Source organism: Streptomyces sp. NPDC001750, assembly GCF_042892615.1.
Taxonomy (GTDB): Bacteria; Actinomycetota; Actinomycetes; order Streptomycetales; family Streptomycetaceae; genus Streptomyces.
The window spans coordinates 137,830-153,981 of record NZ_JBIAUE010000017.1 but is presented as its reverse complement, the minus strand read 5'-3'; the positions used below and the strand labels follow the sequence as shown (position 1 = coordinate 153,981).

Here is a 16,152-nt window from a genome sequence, read left to right as displayed (position 1 = left end):
GTAACCGGTGACCGCCGTGGTCGCAGGGTGGCGGAACCGTATCGGGGGCAGGTTCTCGGGGTGCCGACGCGGCTGCGTGGGCGGGCCCGGTTGCCTACAGTGCCCCCATGACTTCGGCGACTGCGCATACGAATGCCCGTGTGAAGATCCTCGACCTCGGCCCCGACGACGTCCGGCTGCGTGACGACCTGCTTCCGGTCCTGCGTGAACTCCGGCCGCACCTCACCGTGGAACTCTTCCAGGAGGTGTACGAGAAGGGATACGCGCAGGGGCTGCGATTCAGCGCCGCCTATGACGACGAGGGCGTCTGCGTGGGCGCGGCCGGCTGGCGCGTCGTCGACAACACCAGCCTGATCCGCATGCTGTACGTCGACGATCTGGTCACCGCCGGGCACGCCCGCTCGACCGGTGTCGGCCGGGAGCTTCTCGCGTACCTCGAGGAGCGGGCGAAGGAGGCCGGTTGCCTGCACCTCAACCTCGACTCGGGCACGCACCGGACCGATGCTCACCGTTTCTACCTGCGGGAACGGCTGGACATCGTCGCGTTCCACTTCGACAAGGCGGTGGAGGCCGGCTGAGGCGTCGGGAGAAACAGGAGCCGACGGGCAGCCGGACGACGCTGTGTGGGCGGCTAGTGCCGCGGCAGGCAACGTTTGCCCGTCAAGGAGCGCGTCCGGTACGTGCTCTCGGTGTGCCGGCCGGAAGCCCTCGTACTGGATGTACTTGGGATTTCGGCCGGTGCGGCGAGAGGGCGTGCCGGGCGTCGCGACGGGGCGAACGTTGCCTGATGCGGCACTAGGACGTGTTTCGAAAGTCCCGTCCGGCCCGCGACGCCTGGCACGGCGCCTCGCCACGTCGTCCCTGGAGCGTCGGGACGGCGGCTTGGGCGAAGGCTGTCGGGGAGACGCCGACCGTCGCCGTGAAATCCCTGATCAGATGGGCCTGGTCGCTGTATCCGAGATCCAGCGCGAGTGCCGCCCAGTCCACGGCCGGGTCCGACTCGGCTCGTTCCAGCGCCTCGTGGATGCGGTAGCGGAGGATGACCCACTTGGGGCCGACGCCGACGTACGCGGCGAAGAGCCGTTGCAGCGAGCGCGGCGACACACCCTCGGCGCGGGCGAGTTCGTCGACCCGGCGCACCGTGCGATCCGTGCGCACCAGGTCGACCAGGGCCATCGCCCGGTCCGCCTGCGGGTCCGGTTCCGGGCCGAGCGCCAGCAGGTACGCGTCGAGCGCCGCGACCCGGGCGTCCTCGTCGGCGGGGTCCAGGACGGCCGACGGCGGGGCGGGCGGGACGAACACCTCGTCGACGGGGAGACGCCGCCCCGTCCAGTCGGAGGCCGGCCGGTCCGGTGCGAACGGGCGGAACCCGCCGGGCCTGAACTGCACGCCGCAGACCCGGCCCCGCCCCTCCAGCCTCTGTACGAAGAGGCCCGGAGGGATGCCGGAGACCTCGGCGTATCCGTTGCCGTGCGCCGGAGGTGCCGCGTAGCGCTGGAAGACCACGTTCACGGACGGGTGCGGCACCAGATGGGAGGCGTACGGCTTCGCCAGGTCCCAGTCGATGAGCCAGTAGTGCTCCAGGTACGGCCGCAGGTCGGGCGCGGGCTCGCGGCGCCGGAAACGTACCCGCGTGAAGAGTTCGGTGGCGTCGACGATGCCTCTGGTGTCGCGTCGAGGACCGGCCATGTCGACGATCCTACGGCCGCGGCGGGCCGGGGCCGCGGGTGTCGTGCTTTTTCAAGCGCCGGGCCGGGGCCGCGGGTGTCGTGCTTTTTCAAGCGCCGGGCCGTCGTGGCGTGCAGGCTCGGCGCATGAAGAAGATCAGCGAGTTGCTCGAAGCGGCCGCCGACCGGGCCGCTCCCGTGGTGGACGGAATCGATGACACAGCTCTCGGGGATCCCACGCCGTGTGCGGAGTACGACGTGCGGGCCTTGATCAACCACCTCTTCCAGGTCGTCGTCAATTTCCAGGTCCTGGCGGCCAAGGGGGAGACCGGCTTCGGCGAGGTGCCGGAGGCCGTGACGGGCGACTGGCGGGCCCGTTTCCGTGAGGAGACGGCGAAGCTGGCGACGGCGTGGGCCGCGCCCGGTGCCGAAGAAGGAACGACGGGGCGCATGCGGCTCCCGGCCAGGACCGTCGGGAACATGGTGCTGGGCGATCTGACCGTCCACGCCTGGGACCTGGCGCGGGCCACCGGCCAGGAGTTCGTCCCGGACGCGTCCGTGCTGGGCGAGATCGGCCCGGCACTGGCCGCGATGGCGCCGATGGCCCGGGAGGCGAAGGTGTTCGGCGAGCCGCACCCGGTACCGGAAGGGGTCGGTCCGTTCGAGCGGGTGCTGGCGCTGACCGGCCGGGACCCGGGGTGGACGCCGCCCGGCGCGTGACATCGGCACCGGCGGACAGCGCGGCGCGTGCTCGGCCGGTGAGTGCCGGCCGGGCGGGCGTACGGCCAGGCGCACGGGGGCGTGCCCGTCCGGCTGTCCGAGTGGTGTGCCCGGCAAGCGGGGCGCACGGGGGCGCGCCCCCTTCCGTGCGCCGGGCTGGTGCGCCGGAGCCGGGTGGCGTGTCAGGGGTGTGCCCGGTGGGGGCGCGGGCGACGCGGTCAACGGCTCCACACGTGCAGGGCGTCGCCGGTCTCCGAGACCGTGTACCAGGTGCCGTCGCCGAGGGCCGTGACACCGCCGGACACCGGGAACGGGTACGTGATCCGCGCGTTCAGCCGCATCCCCGCCGCGTCCGCGCTCACCAGCCAGTGGCGCTGCTCGCCGTACTCCCCGTCCCGTTCCGACGTTCCCGCGACGACGGTCTCCTCGTCGAGGAAGCCACCCGTGTAGTCCCAGAGGGCCACGTCGGCGTCGAGGTCGTCGGGATCGGCCTCCGGGTGACGGGGGACGCCGTCCAGGGCGTCGAGTTCGCAGAGCACGGAACCGTCCTCGGTACGGTGCACGGCGAGCGTCTCCTCGTAGTGGGTGACCGTCAGGAACCGGTCGCCCGAGGGGCTCACCGCCATCAGGATCCGCTCGTCGTTGCAGAACCGCTCGACGGAGAGCCGTTCCCCGTCCCACCGGCCCCACAGCATCGGCACGCCGTCCTGGCCCTCGCCGACGCACAGCCCCATACGAGCGGGGTCGGGGTGCGGGACGTGTTCCGAACCGACGGCCGCGGTCTCCGCGTCGACGCGGCCGAGCACCCGGCCGTCGGCGGCATCGACGACCAGCCACTCGTCCTGCGCCTCGGGATCGGGACCGGCCGCCGCGAGTGGACCGCGTATGTGGGCCCACACGAGCGTGCCGTCCGCCGAGAACACGGCGGAGCCCTGGTCCGCGTATCCGTGCGAATGGTCCGACACGTACTCGTCGTACGTGGTGTGGAGTGTGTGGCAGGCGCCGTCCCAGCAGCCGTGCAGGATCTCCCAGCGCACCTCGCCCGCCGGATCCACGGCGCGCAGGGCGTGCACCCCGGCGAAGACCGCGAGACCGCCGTCCGGCGCCACCGCGCAGGTGCCGTAGCGCCTTGGCCAGGGCGCGGGGAAACGGATCACGACGGCGCCCTCGGAGTCCGCACCGGCGGTGTCCGGACCGACAGGGCTGGGACGGGCGGAGCAGGGATCGACGGAGTTCGGACTGACCGAGTCGGGACGGGCGGTGTCCGGGGCGACGGCGACCAGCTCGGCGTCGCCCCGCTGGACGAGCAGGCGCTTGCCGGACCGATGCAGGAGCCGCGGGGCACCTGCCGCGTCCCGGCTGCGGCCGAGCGGCGCGGCCAGCGTGACGACAAGACGGGCGGCGACTTCGGCCATGGGACGGCCCCTTCGTGCGGCGGTGCTGTGGTGTGTCGGCAGGTCTGCGCACTGACGCCTGTGACGCGTCGTGGCATCGCTGCGTCGGTACGAGGAGAACCGTACGGCCGGGTACTGACATTCGGGGTTCGGTCGAGGCGTCAGACGCGGTAGGGGTACGCGTTCGGGACGACGGCGACCGGGCAGGGCGCGTAATGCAGCATCGCGTGGTTCACCGTGCCGAGGTGTTGTGCGTGCGGTGTGTGGTGTCCGCGCCGTCCGCCGGTCCGGCTCGCGCCGACGACCAGGAGTTCCGCGCCTTCGGCGGCCTCCAGCAGCTTCTGGTGCGTCGGCCCCGCCACCACCGACCGCTGGACGACGACACCGGAGGCGCCGTTCGGGTCCAGCTTCGCGAGCACGGCTTCCAGGTGTTCCTCGGCCTGCTGGCGGTGGGCGGCGGCGGGGGAGCCGTAGAGCAGCGGATGGCTCCTGACCTCATGGGCGGGGGCGCGCCAGGTCCGTACGGCGACCAGTTCGCCGTGCCGGGCCGCCGCATGGGCGAGTGCGAAGAAGGCGGCCGACGTCGGTTCCTCGGCGTCGCTGATCCCGACGACGACGCGACCGGGCCGCGGTGGTGTGTCCGGTGCTCGCGCCGGGACCACCACGACCGGGCAGTGGGACCGGTTGGCGAGCGCGAGACTGACGGACCCCAGGAGCATTTCGGCGATCCGGCCCCGGCCGCGGGAGCCGACGACCACCACGGCGGCCTCGTGGCTCTCCGCGACCAGCGCCGCCACCGGGTCCTCGGGCAGCACATCGGCCTCCACGTCCACCTCGGGGCCGAGCCGTCGCGCGCGTTCCTGGGCCTCGGAGACCAGATGCTCGGCCAGGATCTCGTCGGTGGGGCGCTCGGGGTCGGAGGCGGCATGTGTCCCTTCGTAGTGCTCCCACAGCGAGGCGTGCACGACGCGCATGGGGAGCCCCATGCACGCCGCTTCCGCCGCCGCCCAGTCGAGGGCGCGGAGACTGCCCTCGGATCCGTCCACTCCGACGACCACGGGGAGTCGCATCGATTCCACGGCCTTCCGTCCCTCTCTCGTCTCTCTCCGCCTCTTCTGTCTCTTTTTATCTATTTCTGTCTCTTTTGCTGCTGGTTCTGCTTCTACTGTTCTTCCGTTGCTTGTTTTCCGTCATCTGTTCGGTCTTCCGCTCGTTCCCGTCCGGTCGTTCGTCGGCGTGCCCGGTCCTACGGTTCGATCGTCAGCACCTGATTCGTCGGGCGCCGGGGCGTACGCGGTCCCGTGGGCCCGTATCCCAGACGGATGATCATCTGCGCGTGCCCGGTGCCGAAGACCGGGTCGCGCAGGATCCAGCGCAGGTCCGGCCACTCGATGGGTTGGGTCGAGAACGAGGTGGAGACGCCGTGGAGGGTGGCCAGGAGCAGGACCCGTTCCAGGGCCTGACCGGCGCGCAGCCAGTCGACGGAGTGGTCGCTCGACGTGGTCAGCAGGGCCAGCTGCGGCCGCTTCTCGAACGGCACACGGGCCCGGCCGGGCAGTGCGCCGGTACCCACGAAGTCGCGGGTGGTCGCCTGCTCCTGGGCGTCACGGGGGCCGAAGGCGTAGTCCGGGATCCCGTCGACGGGCGCCTCGGTCTTCGTGTTCCGGGTCCAGTGGTGCTGCTCCGCCTCCCGCCCGGGATCCCCGCGGTTGTACCCCTCGGCGTCCCGGATCAGCCCCAGCACGGTCTCCAGATGCGGCGAGGTCAGGAACGAGAAGTCGGCGCCCTCGGCGCGGGCCGCCGCGACGAGAAGCGCGCGGACGTCCTCCGGGACCAGCGCGTCGTCGAACGGGTAGCGGCTCGTGTGCCGCTGCTCGATCGCGGGATGGAGGGCGGCGAGTGCCTCGTCCTCGGTGGGCGCGCCCCCGGTCGGTGCCTCGCCCCCGGCCCGCGCCTCGTTCTCGGCCGTCGCCTCGCCCCCGGCCCGCGCTTCGTTCTCGTGGGCCGGTCGGGCGACAGCGCGGACGCCGAGTCGTACGGAGGCCAGCACGGCGGGCGCCGCTGGTTCGGGCAGCAGCGTGGTGACCGCTTCCAGGCCGTGGTGGGCGGCGGACACCCGCAGGTTGAGCAGGGCGGCGCCGCAGCCCACGTGCAGCGCGCGGGTCGCCGGGTCCTCCTCCGGCAGCGCGCGGTCGAGGTCCGCGAGGAGGGTGAGCGTGTGGCCTCCGCGCGTGTAGCGGAACTGCCAGGGCTGGGCGTTGTGCATGGACGGGGCGGCGATTGCATCGGCGACGAGGCCGGTCAGCGTCGCGTCGTCGAGTGACCTGGGCATCGTGACTCCCGGGTATCCGGAACGGTCGAGGGGTTCGGTCGGTGCTGTCGCGGTGTGGAGCGCTCATCGCGCGGTGGGGCGGATGACGGATGTGTTTTCGTCCACCCGTTCGCTCCCCTGTTCGCGCGGAGGCGGAGGCCTGTGTTCGCACGGAAGGCGGAGGCCTGACGTCCGGGTCGGAACGAGCGCTCTGCTCATCCGAGTTAATCTGTTACAGGTATTTTTCTGCCCTTCTGTTACGAACTCTCCCACGTCCCGGGCGATCCCACGCCTCGGGCGGCCCCGTGCCCGCTGCGGCGATCCCACGCCCGGCGGCCGGGCCCTTGCCCGCCGGGACGATCTGGTGCGTGCTTTGCCCGTACGGAGGTCGCGGGCCGGGCCGGATCCGTGGTGCCCCTGCGCCTGAACCGTGGTGCCATGGGAGGAGCCCCGGCGAAGCCCCCGGGCAGGACCGGCGAAAGGATCCCTGAGGAACCGGTGAAGGCACCCCCGGAAGCACCGGCCAAGGGACCGAAGAAGGGGGGGTGACCCAAGGGCTGACCGAGGACCGAGGGACTGACGAAGGGAACGTCCGCTCATGGCAGCCGCCCCGTCCCTGACACCGCCCATGCGCTCCGTACGGGCCGTCGTCCTCGACACCGACGGAGTGATCACCGACTCCGCCCGCAGCCACGCCGCAGCCTGGAAGAAGGCGTTCGACGCCGTCCTCTCCGGCATCGAGGGACAGCGGCCCTTCGACGCCGTGGACGACTACCTGCGCCATGTCGACGGCCGGTCGCGACGGGACGGCGCGGCTGCGTTCCTGGCCTCCCGGGGGCTGGACCTGCCCGAGGGGGACCCCGACGACCCGCCGGGCACCGGGACGGTGTGGGCGGTCGCCGCCCGCAAGGACGAACTGTTCACCCGGGCCCTGCGCACCGAACACGTCGACGTCTGGCCCGGCACGGTCCGGCTCCTCGGCGCGCTGCGCGACCGGGGGACGCCCTGCGCGGCCGTCTCCGCGTCCCGGCACGCGACCGAGCTGTTGACGAGGGCCGGGCTCATCGACCGGTTCGCCGCCGTGGTCGACGGGAACGAGGCGGGTCGGCTGCGGCTGCCGGGGAAGCCCGACCCGGCGCTCTTCGTGGAGGCGGCGCGGCGGCTGCGGGTCGCGGTCCGGGACACGGCGGTGGTGGAGGACGCACTGGCCGGTGTCGAGGCCGGGCGACGCGGCGGTTTCGGACTCGTGATCGGCGTGGACCGTACCGGTGGGCCCGACAGCGCCGCCGCGCTGCGCCGTCACGGCGCCGACCTCGTGGTGTCCGATCCCGGTGACCTGCTGACCACGGCAGCGACCGCGGGGGAAGCGACTGCCGGAGAAGGGGACGTGGCCGTCGGGGAAGCGGGTGCTGCGGCACCGGGCGCCGGGGAAGACCGATGAGCGATGCCTGGACCTGGTCGTACGAGAGATACGACCCGAGGGAGGAACGGCTCCGCGAGGCGCTGTGCACCCTCGGCAACGGCTACTTCGCCACCCGGGGCGCCGCGCCTGAGACGTCCGAGGGCCCCGCGCACTACCCCGGCACCTACGCGGCGGGCTGCTACAACCGGCTGAGCTCCTCGGTGCGGGGCCGCAGAGTGGAGAACGAGGACCTGGTCAACCTGCCGAACTGGCTGCCGCTGCGCTACCGCGTCCGCCCCGAGGACGCCGCGCCGGGGCCGTGGCTCACCCCGGACCACGAGCAGCTCGTGGAGCACGGTCAGTGGCTCGACCTGAGCGGGGGCACGCTGACGCGTCGGTCCGTGTACGAGGACGGGGCGGGACGACGCCTGTGCGTGGAACAGTGCCGACTGGTGCACATGGGGGACCCGCATCTCGCCGCGCTGCGCACGGTGTTCCGGGCCGAGGGGTGGGCGGGCGAGATCGAGGTGGAGTCGGGGATCGACGGCGACGTCCGCAACGCCGGGGTGGAGAGATACCGGGACCTGTCGAACCGGCACCTCACCGGCTGGGTGACCGGGACGCACGACGACGGCGTGGTCTCGCTGCGGTGCCGCACGGTGGAGTCGGACATCGGGATCGCGCTGGCGGCCCGCACCTGCGCCGGGCACGGGGCGGCTCACACCCCTGGTCCCGGCCCCGCGACCACGTCCCACCCCGGCCCCGACGCCAGGTCTGGCCCCGGCCCCGCGACCACGTCCGCCCCCGGTTCCGACGCCGCAAACGCCCCCGGCCTGGTAACGACCCCCGGCCCGGTAACCGCCCTCGCCCCCGTAACCGCCCTCGCCCCCGCGACCACCCCCGTCCCGCGGTTCCGGCAGACGCCTACGTCGGTCTTCCGGCGGCTGGTGCTGCCGCTCGACCCGGGGGCCGACACCGTCGTCGACAAGACGGTCGCCCTCCACACCACGCGCGACCCCGCGATCGGCGGCCCGCCGCGGGCGGCGTCGGCCGCCGTCCGTGCGGCTCCCGGCTTCCCGCGCCTGCTGGCGTCGCACCGACGGGCCTGGGCCGACCTGTGGCGGCAGGTCCGGCTGGAGGTTGCCGGCGAGTCGGGGCGCATTCTGCGGCTGCACCTCTTCCACGTATTGCAGACGCTCTCGCCGCACACCGCCGACCTCGACGTGGGGGTTCCGGCGCGAGGGCTGCACGGTGAGGCGTACCGGGGTCATGTCTTCTGGGACGAGCTGTTCGTCCTTCCGTTCCTGAACCTGCACCTCCCGGAGATCTCCCGAGGTCTCCTCGACTACCGCCATCGGCGGTTGCCCGCAGCGTGCCGGGCGGCACGCGAGGCGGGCAGGGCCGGGGCGATGTACCCCTGGCAGAGCGCCGACACGGGACGCGAGGAGACGCAGGAGCTCCACCTCAACCCGCACTCGGGGCGCTGGCTGCCCGACCGCTCCCGGCTCCAGCACCACGTCGGCTCGGCCGTCGCGTACAACGTGTGGCAGTACTGCCAGGCCACCGGGGACGTGGACTATCTGCACTCCAAGGGCGCGGAGATGCTGCTGCAGATCGCCAGGTTCTGGGCGGCGAGTGCCGCGTGGGACGGCTCCCTGGGCCGGTACCGCATCCGCGGTGTCGTCGGCCCGGACGAGTACCACGACGCCTATCCGGGGTCCGGGGCGGCCGGGCTCGACGACAACGCGTACACGAACGTGACGGCGGCCTGGGTCCTGTCGCGTGCGACGGAGCTGTACCGCGACCTCCCCGCGGGCATGCGGGGGCGGTTGCGTGACCGGTTCCGGCTCGAACCCGACGAACCGGAACGCTGGGAGGACATCTCCCATCGTCTGCATGTGCCGTATCACCGGGGCGTCATCAGCCAGTTCGTCGGTTACGGGGAGCTGGCCGAGCTCGACTGGGAGCGGTACCGGAATCGGTACGGGGACATCCGGCGGCTGGACCGGATCCTGGAGGCGGAGGGCGACACCGTCAACCGGTACCAGGCGTCCAAGCAGGCCGACGTGCTGATGCTCGGCTACCTCTTCTCGCCGCAGGAGCTCGCCGGCCTCTTCCAGCGGCTCGGGCACCCACTGGACGACGACGTCTGGCGGGCCACCGTCGACTACTACCTCGCGCGCACCAGCCACGGATCCACGCTCAGCTCGCTGGTGCACGCCTGGGTGCTGGCCCGGGTGTGCCGCGACGAGGCATGGGCGTACTGCCAGGAGGCACTGGTCGGGGACGTGGCCGACGTCCAGGGCGGCACCACCGAGGAGGGCATCCACCTGGGCGCGATGGCGGGCACCCTCGACTTCGTGCAGCGCGGAATGACCGGGCTCGAGACCCGTGACGACGCGTTATGGCTCGACCCGGCCGCGCTGCCCGAGCTCTCGGAGTTCGGGATGCGCATCCGCTTCCGCCGGCACTGGGACGTGGACCTGCGGTTCAGGGACGGACGCGTACGGATCGCCGTACCGGGCTCGCGGCATCCGGCGGTCCGGGTCGTTCTCGGCGGCCACACCCATGTGATCGCACCCGGCACGTCCCGACGGCTGGATCTGCCCCGGGATTCCCCGGCTCCCTCGGAGCCTCTGGCCTCCTCGGACTTCCGGACCGCCTAGCCGCCCGGCCCCGCGTGAGCGAGAAGCCTCGGGTCCGAGAAGCCTCGGGTCGGAGAAGCCTCGGGTCAGGGCCACACCAGGCAGTACGCCTGGTGCCCGGCGTCGTGCAGGCGGTGGCTGAAGTCCTGCCACTCGTGCAGCAGTCGATAGACGTTGAACGCGTCGCGCGGGCCGCCGCGATCGGGGACCGTGGACCAGATGAAGGCCGCGGCGCCGACGGACTCCTCGCCGACGCCGCGCAGCGGATCGACGACCGTCATCGGGAGCTTGACCACCGCGTAGTCGGGGTGGAGGACGACCAGTTCCAGCGGCGGGACCCGGTGCAGGGGTATGCCCTGGATGCCGGTGAGGACCATCGCCGCCACCGTCTCCGGCTTGATCTTGGTGAACATGCCGCCCATGCCCAGCTCGTCGCCGCCGAGCTCCTCGGGGCGCATCGAAATGGGCACGCGCGCCGCGGTCGCCCCGTCCGGGGCGCCGAAGTACTTGTACGTCACCCCCACCCGGCCACCACTCCCGCTCCCGGCCCCGCCGCCCTGTGCACCACCGGGCCGCGCGCTCCGGCGGCGCTCCCCATCACGCCGGTGCCGACCCCGTCGGGCAGGCTCGGGCCCCAGGCCGTCGGTCCCTTCGCCCACTCCGCCACCGCGATGCATATCTCATCCACCCGACTACTACTTAGGAGACACGGCCCCCGCCGTGCAACCCGATCATCGTGCCAGTGACCTCCCCCGCGGGCGTGTGGTGAAACACCTGTCCCGCAAGACCGTGCGTGCCTCTGACACCATGGCTTGTGTGAGCTTCCCCCATCACGCCCCAGTCTCGCAGACGCGAGGGGGCTGAGCCCTTCCCTCACACGAGGAGAACACGTTCACACGAGGAGAACACGTTCCCCGCTCGCCGCGGTCAGGATTTCCGGCCCGGCCCACCGACCCTCGAATCGCAGATCAGGACCAAAGTGGCGTATTCATATCAAGCCCCCGTTTCCCAGACGCTCTTCGACCGCGCGTCTCTCGTGACGCCCGGTGGCGTGAACTCTCCCGTGCGGGCCTTCCGGGCCGTGGGCGGTACGCCCCGCTTCATGGTGTCCGGTACCGGTCCGTACCTCACCGATGCCGATGGTCGTGAGTACGTCGACCTCGTGTGCTCGTGGGGGCCGATGATTCTCGGCCATTCCCACCCCGAGGTGATCGCCGCGGTGCAGGAGGCCGTCGCGCGCGGCACCTCGTTCGGGACGCCCGGTGAGGGAGAGGTCGCGCTCGCCGAGGAGATCGTGGCCCGGGTCGAGCCCGTGGAGCAGGTGCGGCTGGTGTCCTCCGGCACCGAGGCGACCATGTCCGCGATCCGTCTCGCCCGCGGCTTCACCGGCCGCGCCAAGGTGGTGAAGTTCGCGGGCTGCTACCACGGCCACGTCGACGCTCTGCTCGCCGCCGCCGGTTCCGGGGTCGCGACCTTCGGGCTTCCGGACACCCCGGGGGTCACCGGCGCGCAGGCGGGCGACACGATCGTGCTGCCGTACAACGACCTGGACGCCGTGCGGGCCGCGTTCGCCGCGCACCCCGGCGAGATCGCCTGCGTGATCACCGAGGCGTCGCCGGGCAACATGGGCGTCGTGCCGCCGGTGGACGGCTTCAACGCCGGGCTCAAGGAGATCTGCGCCGCCGACGGCGCCCTCTACATCTCCGACGAGGTCATGACCGGGTTCCGTACCTCGAAGGCGGGCTGGTTCGGGGTCGACGGGGTGCGCCCCGACCTGATGACCTTCGGCAAGGTGATGGGCGGCGGATTCCCGGCCGCGGCCTTCGGCGGCCGGGCGGACGTGATGGCGTACCTCGCCCCCGCCGGGCCCGTCTACCAGGCGGGCACCCTCTCCGGGAACCCGATCGCCACCGCCGCCGGGCTCGCCCAGCTGCGGCTGCTCGACGACGCGGCGTACGCGAAGGTGGACGCGGTCTCCGCGGAGATCCGCGGTCTGGTCGGCGACGCGCTGACCAAGGAGGGCGTGGCGCACACCGTGCAGTCCGCGAGCAACATGTTCTCCGTCTTCTTCACCGACCAGCCGGTGCGGAACTACGAGGACGCGAAGCGGCAGGAAGCTTTCCGCTTCACCGCCTTCTTCCACTCGCTGCTGTCGCAGGGCGTCTACCTGCCGCCGTCCGCCTTCGAGTCCTGGTTCGTCTCGACCGCCCACGACACACGGGCCGTCGAGCGCATCGCCGCCGCCCTGCCCGCCGCCGCCCGCGCGGCATCGGAGGCCACGGCATGAGCGAGAACGCGAGCCGCGAGGGCGGCAAGGACATCACCGTCGTCCACCTGATGCGGCACGGCGAGGTGCACAACCCGGAGGGCGTGCTCTACGGGCGCCGCCCCGGCTACCACCTCTCCGAGCTGGGCCGGGAGATGGCCGACCGGGTCGCCGGGCACCTGAAGGGCCGCGACATCACCCACGTCGTCGCCTCCCCGCTGGAGCGCGCCCAGGAGACGGCCGCGCCGATCGCCGCGTCGCACGGTCTGGAGATCGCCACCGACGAGCGGCTCATCGAGGCCGCCAACGTCTTCGAGGGCAAGACCTTCGGAGTCGGCGACGGGGCGCTGCGCAAGCCGGACAACTGGAAGCACCTGACGAACCCGTTCCGGCCGTCCTGGGGCGAGCCGTACATCGAACAGGTCGTACGGATGATGCGCGCCCTGGACGCCGCCCGGGACGCGGCGCGCGGCCACGAGGCGGTGTGCGTCAGCCACCAGCTGCCGATCTGGATCGTGCGGAGCTTCGTGGAGCGGCGGCGGCTGTGGCACGACCCGCGCAGGCGTCAGTGCACGCTCGCGTCGCTGACCAGCTTCACCTACCAGGGCGACAAGATCGTGTCGGTCGGGTACAGCGAGCCGGCCCGGGACCTGGTGCCGCCGCATCTGCGGGCCGGTGCGAAGCCGGTGAAGGGGAGGCCGAAGGCGTTCGGCGCCTGAGCCGGCGTCCGGGCGCGAGCTCGGGACGGCGTGGACGGGGCGAGTGCTGGACCGGTGGGTCCGGTGCCCGCCCCGTCCCGTTCGACGATGCCCGCGCTGCGCCCTGCCGTACGCGGGCGCTTCTCCGTCCTGCGACGCACCGCATCTGACGCCACGTCACGTGCTGATCCGTCACGGATGACGGGGCAGCTCATGGGTTGTATGTTCGATCACCTTCGTTCTCTGGTGCCGCAAAGAACTTTGTGCTAAATCGCGGAACCCTCGTGTTGTTTTCATCATCTAAGCCTTCGCCAGTTTGTATGGACTTGAGGCAAAACGACCGCAGATGGGGAACGCATGCGCGAGATCAGCCGAAGGGGTTTGCTCGGAGCCGGACTTGGGGCCGCGGCCGCCATCGGTCTGGCGGGATGCAGTTCCTCCGGGACGGAGCGGGCCGGGGCCACGGAGGGGAAGAGCACCGACGGGCGGGGGCGGGGGACCGGTCCCGCGAAGAAGGACGTCCGGCTGATCGGGGACGGTTCCACCGCGGACACCGGCAAGCAGCCGCACCAGCCCCCGGCGCCGGTCCCGCTCGAACCCGGACAGACGCCGCCGCAGTTCGTGATCTTTTCCTGGGACGGGGCGGGAGAGGTCGGCAACGGTCTCTTCCCGCGTTTTCTGGAACTCGCCAAGAAGCATGACGCGGCGATGACCTTCTTCCTCTCCGGTCTCTATCTGCTGCCCGAGTCGAAGAAGTCCAAGTACCGGCCGCCCAACAACCCGGTCGGCGCCTCCGACATCGGTTATCTCACCGATGACCACATCAAGGAGACGATGAAGTACGTCCGTCAGGCGTGGCTCGACGGACATGAGGTAGGCACCCATTTCAACGGGCATTTCTGTGGCGGTTCCGGATCGGTCGCGAACTGGACCTCCGCCCAGTGGCAGAGCGAAATCGATCAGGCGATCTCCTTCGTCACCGAATGGCGCACCAATACCGGCTGGACCGATCTCGATCCGCTGCCCTTCGACTACCGGAAGGAACTGGTCGGCGGTCGCACCCCCTGTCTGCTCGGTCAGGACAACCTGCTGCCCACGGCCAAGAAGCTCGGATGGCGCTACGACGCCAGCTCCCCCGGCGGGACGCAGGTGTGGCCGCAGAAGCGGCAGGGCGTCTGGGACCTGCCGCTCCAGGCCATGCCCTTCCCCGGGCACAGCTTCGAGGTCCTCTCGATGGACTACAACATCCTCGCCAACCAGTCGCAGAATTCGACCAAGGGGATGCCGTCCCGTTATCCGGGATGGCGCAAGCAGGCCACCGGGTCTTATCTCTCGGGATTCGACCGCGCGTACACGACCAATCGCGCTCCGTTCTACATCGGAAACCACTTCGAGGAGTGGAACGGCGGCATCTACATGGACGCGGTCGAGGAAACGCTCAAGAAGATCGCCGACAAGCCGGATGTGCGGCTGGTCTCCTTCAAGCAGTTCGTCGACTGGCTCGACGTACAGACCCCGGCCGTGCTCGACAAGCTCCGCACACTGGGTGTCGGACAGGCGCCCGAAGGCGGCTGGAACGCCTTCTTTAAACAAGCCTGACAAGGGGCGTTACGGGCACCGAGGGGGGTGCCCGAGATCGCCGGAACCGCCATGCGAAACTTTTCACATGAGCTATGGCCGGGCACCTCGACGCCGCTTCACCCTGCTCGCCGTCCCCGCGGCGGCTGTCGCACTCGCGCTCACGCTGACCGCGTGCGGTGGGAACGACGAAAAGGTCGGCGGTGGGGGCAGCACGAACTTCGTCACGGGCAGCGGCGGGATCTCCACCGTCGACAAGGGGGACCGCAAGCCCGCCCCGAAGCTCGACGGGGAGACCCTCGACGGCAAGCAGCTCGACGTCGCCGACTTCAAGGGCAAGGTCGTCGTGCTGAACGTATGGGGCTCCTGGTGCGGTCCCTGCCGGCTGGAGGCCCAGTACTTCTCCCGGGTGGCGAAGGAGACGAAGGACAAGGGCGTCGAGTTCGTCGGGATCAACACGCGGGACGCGCAGAAGGGCCCTGCGGTGAGCTTCGAGAAGGACTACGGCGTCCCGTACCCGAGCTTCTTCGACCCGACCGGCAAGCTGATGCTCCGCTTCCCCAAGGGCACGCTGAATCCGCAGGCCATCCCCTCGACCGTGGTCCTGGACCGGGACGGGAGGATCGCCGCCCGCTCCCTGGTCGCGCTCGACGCCGAGAAGCTGCACGAGATGATCGACCCGCTGATCGCGGAGAAGTGACTCCGTGCTCACCCTCGCCGCGCTTCCGGCGCAGAACGAGACCGTGATGAGCGGGGCGCTGATCGTCGCCCTGCCCATCGCGGTGCTCGGCGGGCTCGTCTCGTTCTTCTCGCCGTGCGTCCTGCCCCTGGTCCCCGGCTACCTCTCGTACGTCACCGGCGTCAGCGGCACCGACCTGGCTCAGGCCAGGCGGGGCCGCATGGTCGCGGGCGCCTCGCTGTTCGTGCTCGGCTTCACCGCCGTGTTCGTCTCCGGCGGCGCGCTCTTCGGCTTCTTCGGCCAGACCCTCCAGGAGTACAGCGAGGTCCTCTCCAAGATCCTCGGCGTGCTGATGATCCTGATGGGGATCTTCTTCATGGGACTGATGCCCTGGATGACCCAGCGCGAGTTCCGTATCCACAGACGGCCGGTGAGCGGACTGGCCGGGGCGCCCCTGCTGGGCGCCCTCTTCGGGATCGGCTGGACGCCCTGTCTCGGGCCCACGCTCAGCTCGGTGAGCATCCTCGCGATGGACCAGGGCACCGCCGGACGCGGGGCGCTCCTGACCGTCGCGTACTGCCTGGGGCTGGGCGTGCCCTTCGTGCTCGCCGCGGTCGCCTTCCGCAAGGCGCTCGGCGCGTTCGGCTGGGTCAAGCGCCACTACGCATGGGTCATGCGGATCGGCGGCGCGATGATGATCGTGACCGGTCTGCTCCTGCTGACCGGTCTGTGGGCCGACCTGATGCAGGTGATGCAGGGCTGGTCCGACGGCTTCACGGTGGGGATCTGAGG

General features: G+C 71.2%; 14 protein-coding genes. 9 read left to right on the top strand and 5 right to left on the bottom strand.

The window, feature by feature from the left end; translation table 11 throughout:
* Window positions 1-140 precede the first annotated feature (140 nt).
* Window positions 141-578 (top strand): GNAT family N-acetyltransferase, encoded by a 438-nt coding sequence (locus ACFYY6_RS25015; protein ID WP_351526174.1) that lies wholly within the window; start codon window positions 141-143, stop codon window positions 576-578.
* A 217-nt stretch (window positions 579-795) separates the two neighbouring features.
* Here the strand turns inward: ACFYY6_RS25015 and ACFYY6_RS25010 are convergent, their stop codons facing one another.
* Window positions 796-1,689, bottom strand: a complete 894-nt coding sequence (locus ACFYY6_RS25010) for a DUF6597 domain-containing transcriptional factor (RefSeq protein ID WP_388652225.1) — start codon at window positions 1,687-1,689, stop codon at window positions 796-798.
* Window positions 1,690-1,814: 125 nt separating this feature from the next.
* Here ACFYY6_RS25010 and ACFYY6_RS25005 point away from each other — a divergent pair, with 125 nt between their 5' ends.
* Entirely contained in the window at window positions 1,815-2,387 is a 573-nt protein-coding gene (locus ACFYY6_RS25005; protein WP_351519603.1) for a TIGR03086 family metal-binding protein, read from the top strand.
* A 218-nt stretch (window positions 2,388-2,605) separates the two neighbouring features.
* Here the strand turns inward: ACFYY6_RS25005 and ACFYY6_RS25000 are convergent, their stop codons facing one another.
* From ACFYY6_RS25000 to ACFYY6_RS24990, 3 genes are all read right to left on the bottom strand, one after another.
* Window positions 2,606-3,802 carry a hypothetical protein gene (locus ACFYY6_RS25000; RefSeq protein WP_389195243.1) on the bottom strand — a complete coding sequence of 399 codons (1,197 nt, stop codon included), beginning with the start codon at window positions 3,800-3,802 and terminating at the stop codon, window positions 2,606-2,608.
* 140 nt (window positions 3,803-3,942) lie between these two features.
* Entirely contained in the window at window positions 3,943-4,851 is a 909-nt protein-coding gene (locus ACFYY6_RS24995) for a universal stress protein (protein ID WP_351630738.1), read from the bottom strand.
* 176 nt (window positions 4,852-5,027) lie between these two features.
* Window positions 5,028-6,113, bottom strand: a complete 1,086-nt coding sequence (locus ACFYY6_RS24990; RefSeq protein ID WP_351630632.1) for a nitroreductase — start codon at window positions 6,111-6,113, stop codon at window positions 5,028-5,030.
* Window positions 6,114-6,690: 577 nt separating this feature from the next.
* On the opposite strand from ACFYY6_RS24990, the gene ACFYY6_RS24985 reads away from it, so the two are divergent.
* Together ACFYY6_RS24985 and ACFYY6_RS24980 are read left to right on the top strand one after the other, a co-directional pair.
* A complete protein-coding gene (locus ACFYY6_RS24985) occupies window positions 6,691-7,533 on the top strand; it encodes an HAD-IA family hydrolase (protein WP_351519609.1) in 843 nt (280 codons plus the stop codon).
* Window positions 7,530-10,160, top strand: coding sequence for a glycosyl hydrolase family 65 protein (locus ACFYY6_RS24980; RefSeq protein ID WP_389195240.1), 2,631 nt, complete (start codon window positions 7,530-7,532; stop codon window positions 10,158-10,160). Before ACFYY6_RS24985 ends, ACFYY6_RS24980 begins: the two co-directional genes overlap by 4 nt.
* A 65-nt stretch (window positions 10,161-10,225) precedes the next feature.
* On the opposite strand, the gene ACFYY6_RS24975 is transcribed toward ACFYY6_RS24980, so the two are convergent.
* Window positions 10,226-10,816, bottom strand: a complete 591-nt coding sequence (locus ACFYY6_RS24975; protein ID WP_351519613.1) for a hypothetical protein — start codon at window positions 10,814-10,816, stop codon at window positions 10,226-10,228.
* A gap of 302 nt (window positions 10,817-11,118) precedes the next feature.
* On the opposite strand from ACFYY6_RS24975, the gene hemL reads away from it, so the two are divergent.
* The 5 genes from hemL (at window position 11,119) to ACFYY6_RS24950 (ending at window position 16,150) form a co-directional block, all read left to right on the top strand.
* Complete coding sequence (hemL, locus tag ACFYY6_RS24970; RefSeq protein ID WP_073787166.1) at window positions 11,119-12,426, top strand: glutamate-1-semialdehyde 2,1-aminomutase; 1,308 nt, start codon at window positions 11,119-11,121, stop codon at window positions 12,424-12,426.
* The gene (locus tag ACFYY6_RS24965) at window positions 12,423-13,124 is read left to right on the top strand and encodes a histidine phosphatase family protein (RefSeq protein WP_351519615.1); all 702 of its coding nucleotides are present in this window, start codon (window positions 12,423-12,425) and stop codon (window positions 13,122-13,124) included. The genes hemL and ACFYY6_RS24965 overlap by 4 nt, the downstream gene beginning before the upstream one ends.
* 336 nt (window positions 13,125-13,460) lie before the next feature.
* Window positions 13,461-14,702: a hypothetical protein gene (locus ACFYY6_RS24960; RefSeq protein WP_389195237.1), complete on the top strand. Its 1,242-nt coding sequence runs from the start codon at window positions 13,461-13,463 to the stop codon at window positions 14,700-14,702.
* Window positions 14,703-14,769: 67 nt separating this feature from the next.
* A complete protein-coding gene (locus ACFYY6_RS24955) occupies window positions 14,770-15,381 on the top strand; it encodes a TlpA disulfide reductase family protein (protein ID WP_351519619.1) in 612 nt (203 codons plus the stop codon).
* Between the two features lie 46 nt (window positions 15,382-15,427).
* Complete coding sequence (locus tag ACFYY6_RS24950) at window positions 15,428-16,150, top strand: cytochrome c biogenesis CcdA family protein (RefSeq protein WP_386606967.1); 723 nt, start codon at window positions 15,428-15,430, stop codon at window positions 16,148-16,150.
* The last annotated feature ends 2 nt before the right edge of the window (window positions 16,151-16,152 follow it).

What these genes read in the sequence shown, in the direction of transcription:
- ACFYY6_RS25010 (WP_388652225.1), bottom strand. Translation starts at nt 1,689, where the DNA reads ATGGCCGGTCCTCGACGCGACACCAGAGGCATCGTCGACGCCACCGAA.
- ACFYY6_RS25005 (WP_351519603.1), top strand. Translation starts at nt 1,815, where the DNA reads ATGAAGAAGATCAGCGAGTTGCTCGAAGCGGCCGCCGACCGGGCCGCT.
- ACFYY6_RS25000 (WP_389195243.1), bottom strand. Translation starts at nt 3,802, where the DNA reads ATGGCCGAAGTCGCCGCCCGTCTTGTCGTCACGCTGGCCGCGCCGCTC.
- ACFYY6_RS24995 (WP_351630738.1), bottom strand. Translation starts at nt 4,851, where the DNA reads ATGCGACTCCCCGTGGTCGTCGGAGTGGACGGATCCGAGGGCAGTCTC.
- ACFYY6_RS24990 (WP_351630632.1), bottom strand. Translation starts at nt 6,113, where the DNA reads ATGCCCAGGTCACTCGACGACGCGACGCTGACCGGCCTCGTCGCCGAT.
- ACFYY6_RS24985 (WP_351519609.1), top strand. Translation starts at nt 6,691, where the DNA reads ATGGCAGCCGCCCCGTCCCTGACACCGCCCATGCGCTCCGTACGGGCC.
- ACFYY6_RS24980 (WP_389195240.1), top strand. Translation starts at nt 7,530, where the DNA reads ATGAGCGATGCCTGGACCTGGTCGTACGAGAGATACGACCCGAGGGAG.
- ACFYY6_RS24975 (WP_351519613.1), bottom strand. Translation starts at nt 10,816, where the DNA reads ATGCATCGCGGTGGCGGAGTGGGCGAAGGGACCGACGGCCTGGGGCCC.
- ACFYY6_RS24965 (WP_351519615.1), top strand. Translation starts at nt 12,423, where the DNA reads ATGAGCGAGAACGCGAGCCGCGAGGGCGGCAAGGACATCACCGTCGTC.
- ACFYY6_RS24960 (WP_389195237.1), top strand. Translation starts at nt 13,461, where the DNA reads ATGCGCGAGATCAGCCGAAGGGGTTTGCTCGGAGCCGGACTTGGGGCC.
- ACFYY6_RS24955 (WP_351519619.1), top strand. Translation starts at nt 14,770, where the DNA reads ATGAGCTATGGCCGGGCACCTCGACGCCGCTTCACCCTGCTCGCCGTC.
- ACFYY6_RS24950 (WP_386606967.1), top strand. Translation starts at nt 15,428, where the DNA reads ATGAGCGGGGCGCTGATCGTCGCCCTGCCCATCGCGGTGCTCGGCGGG.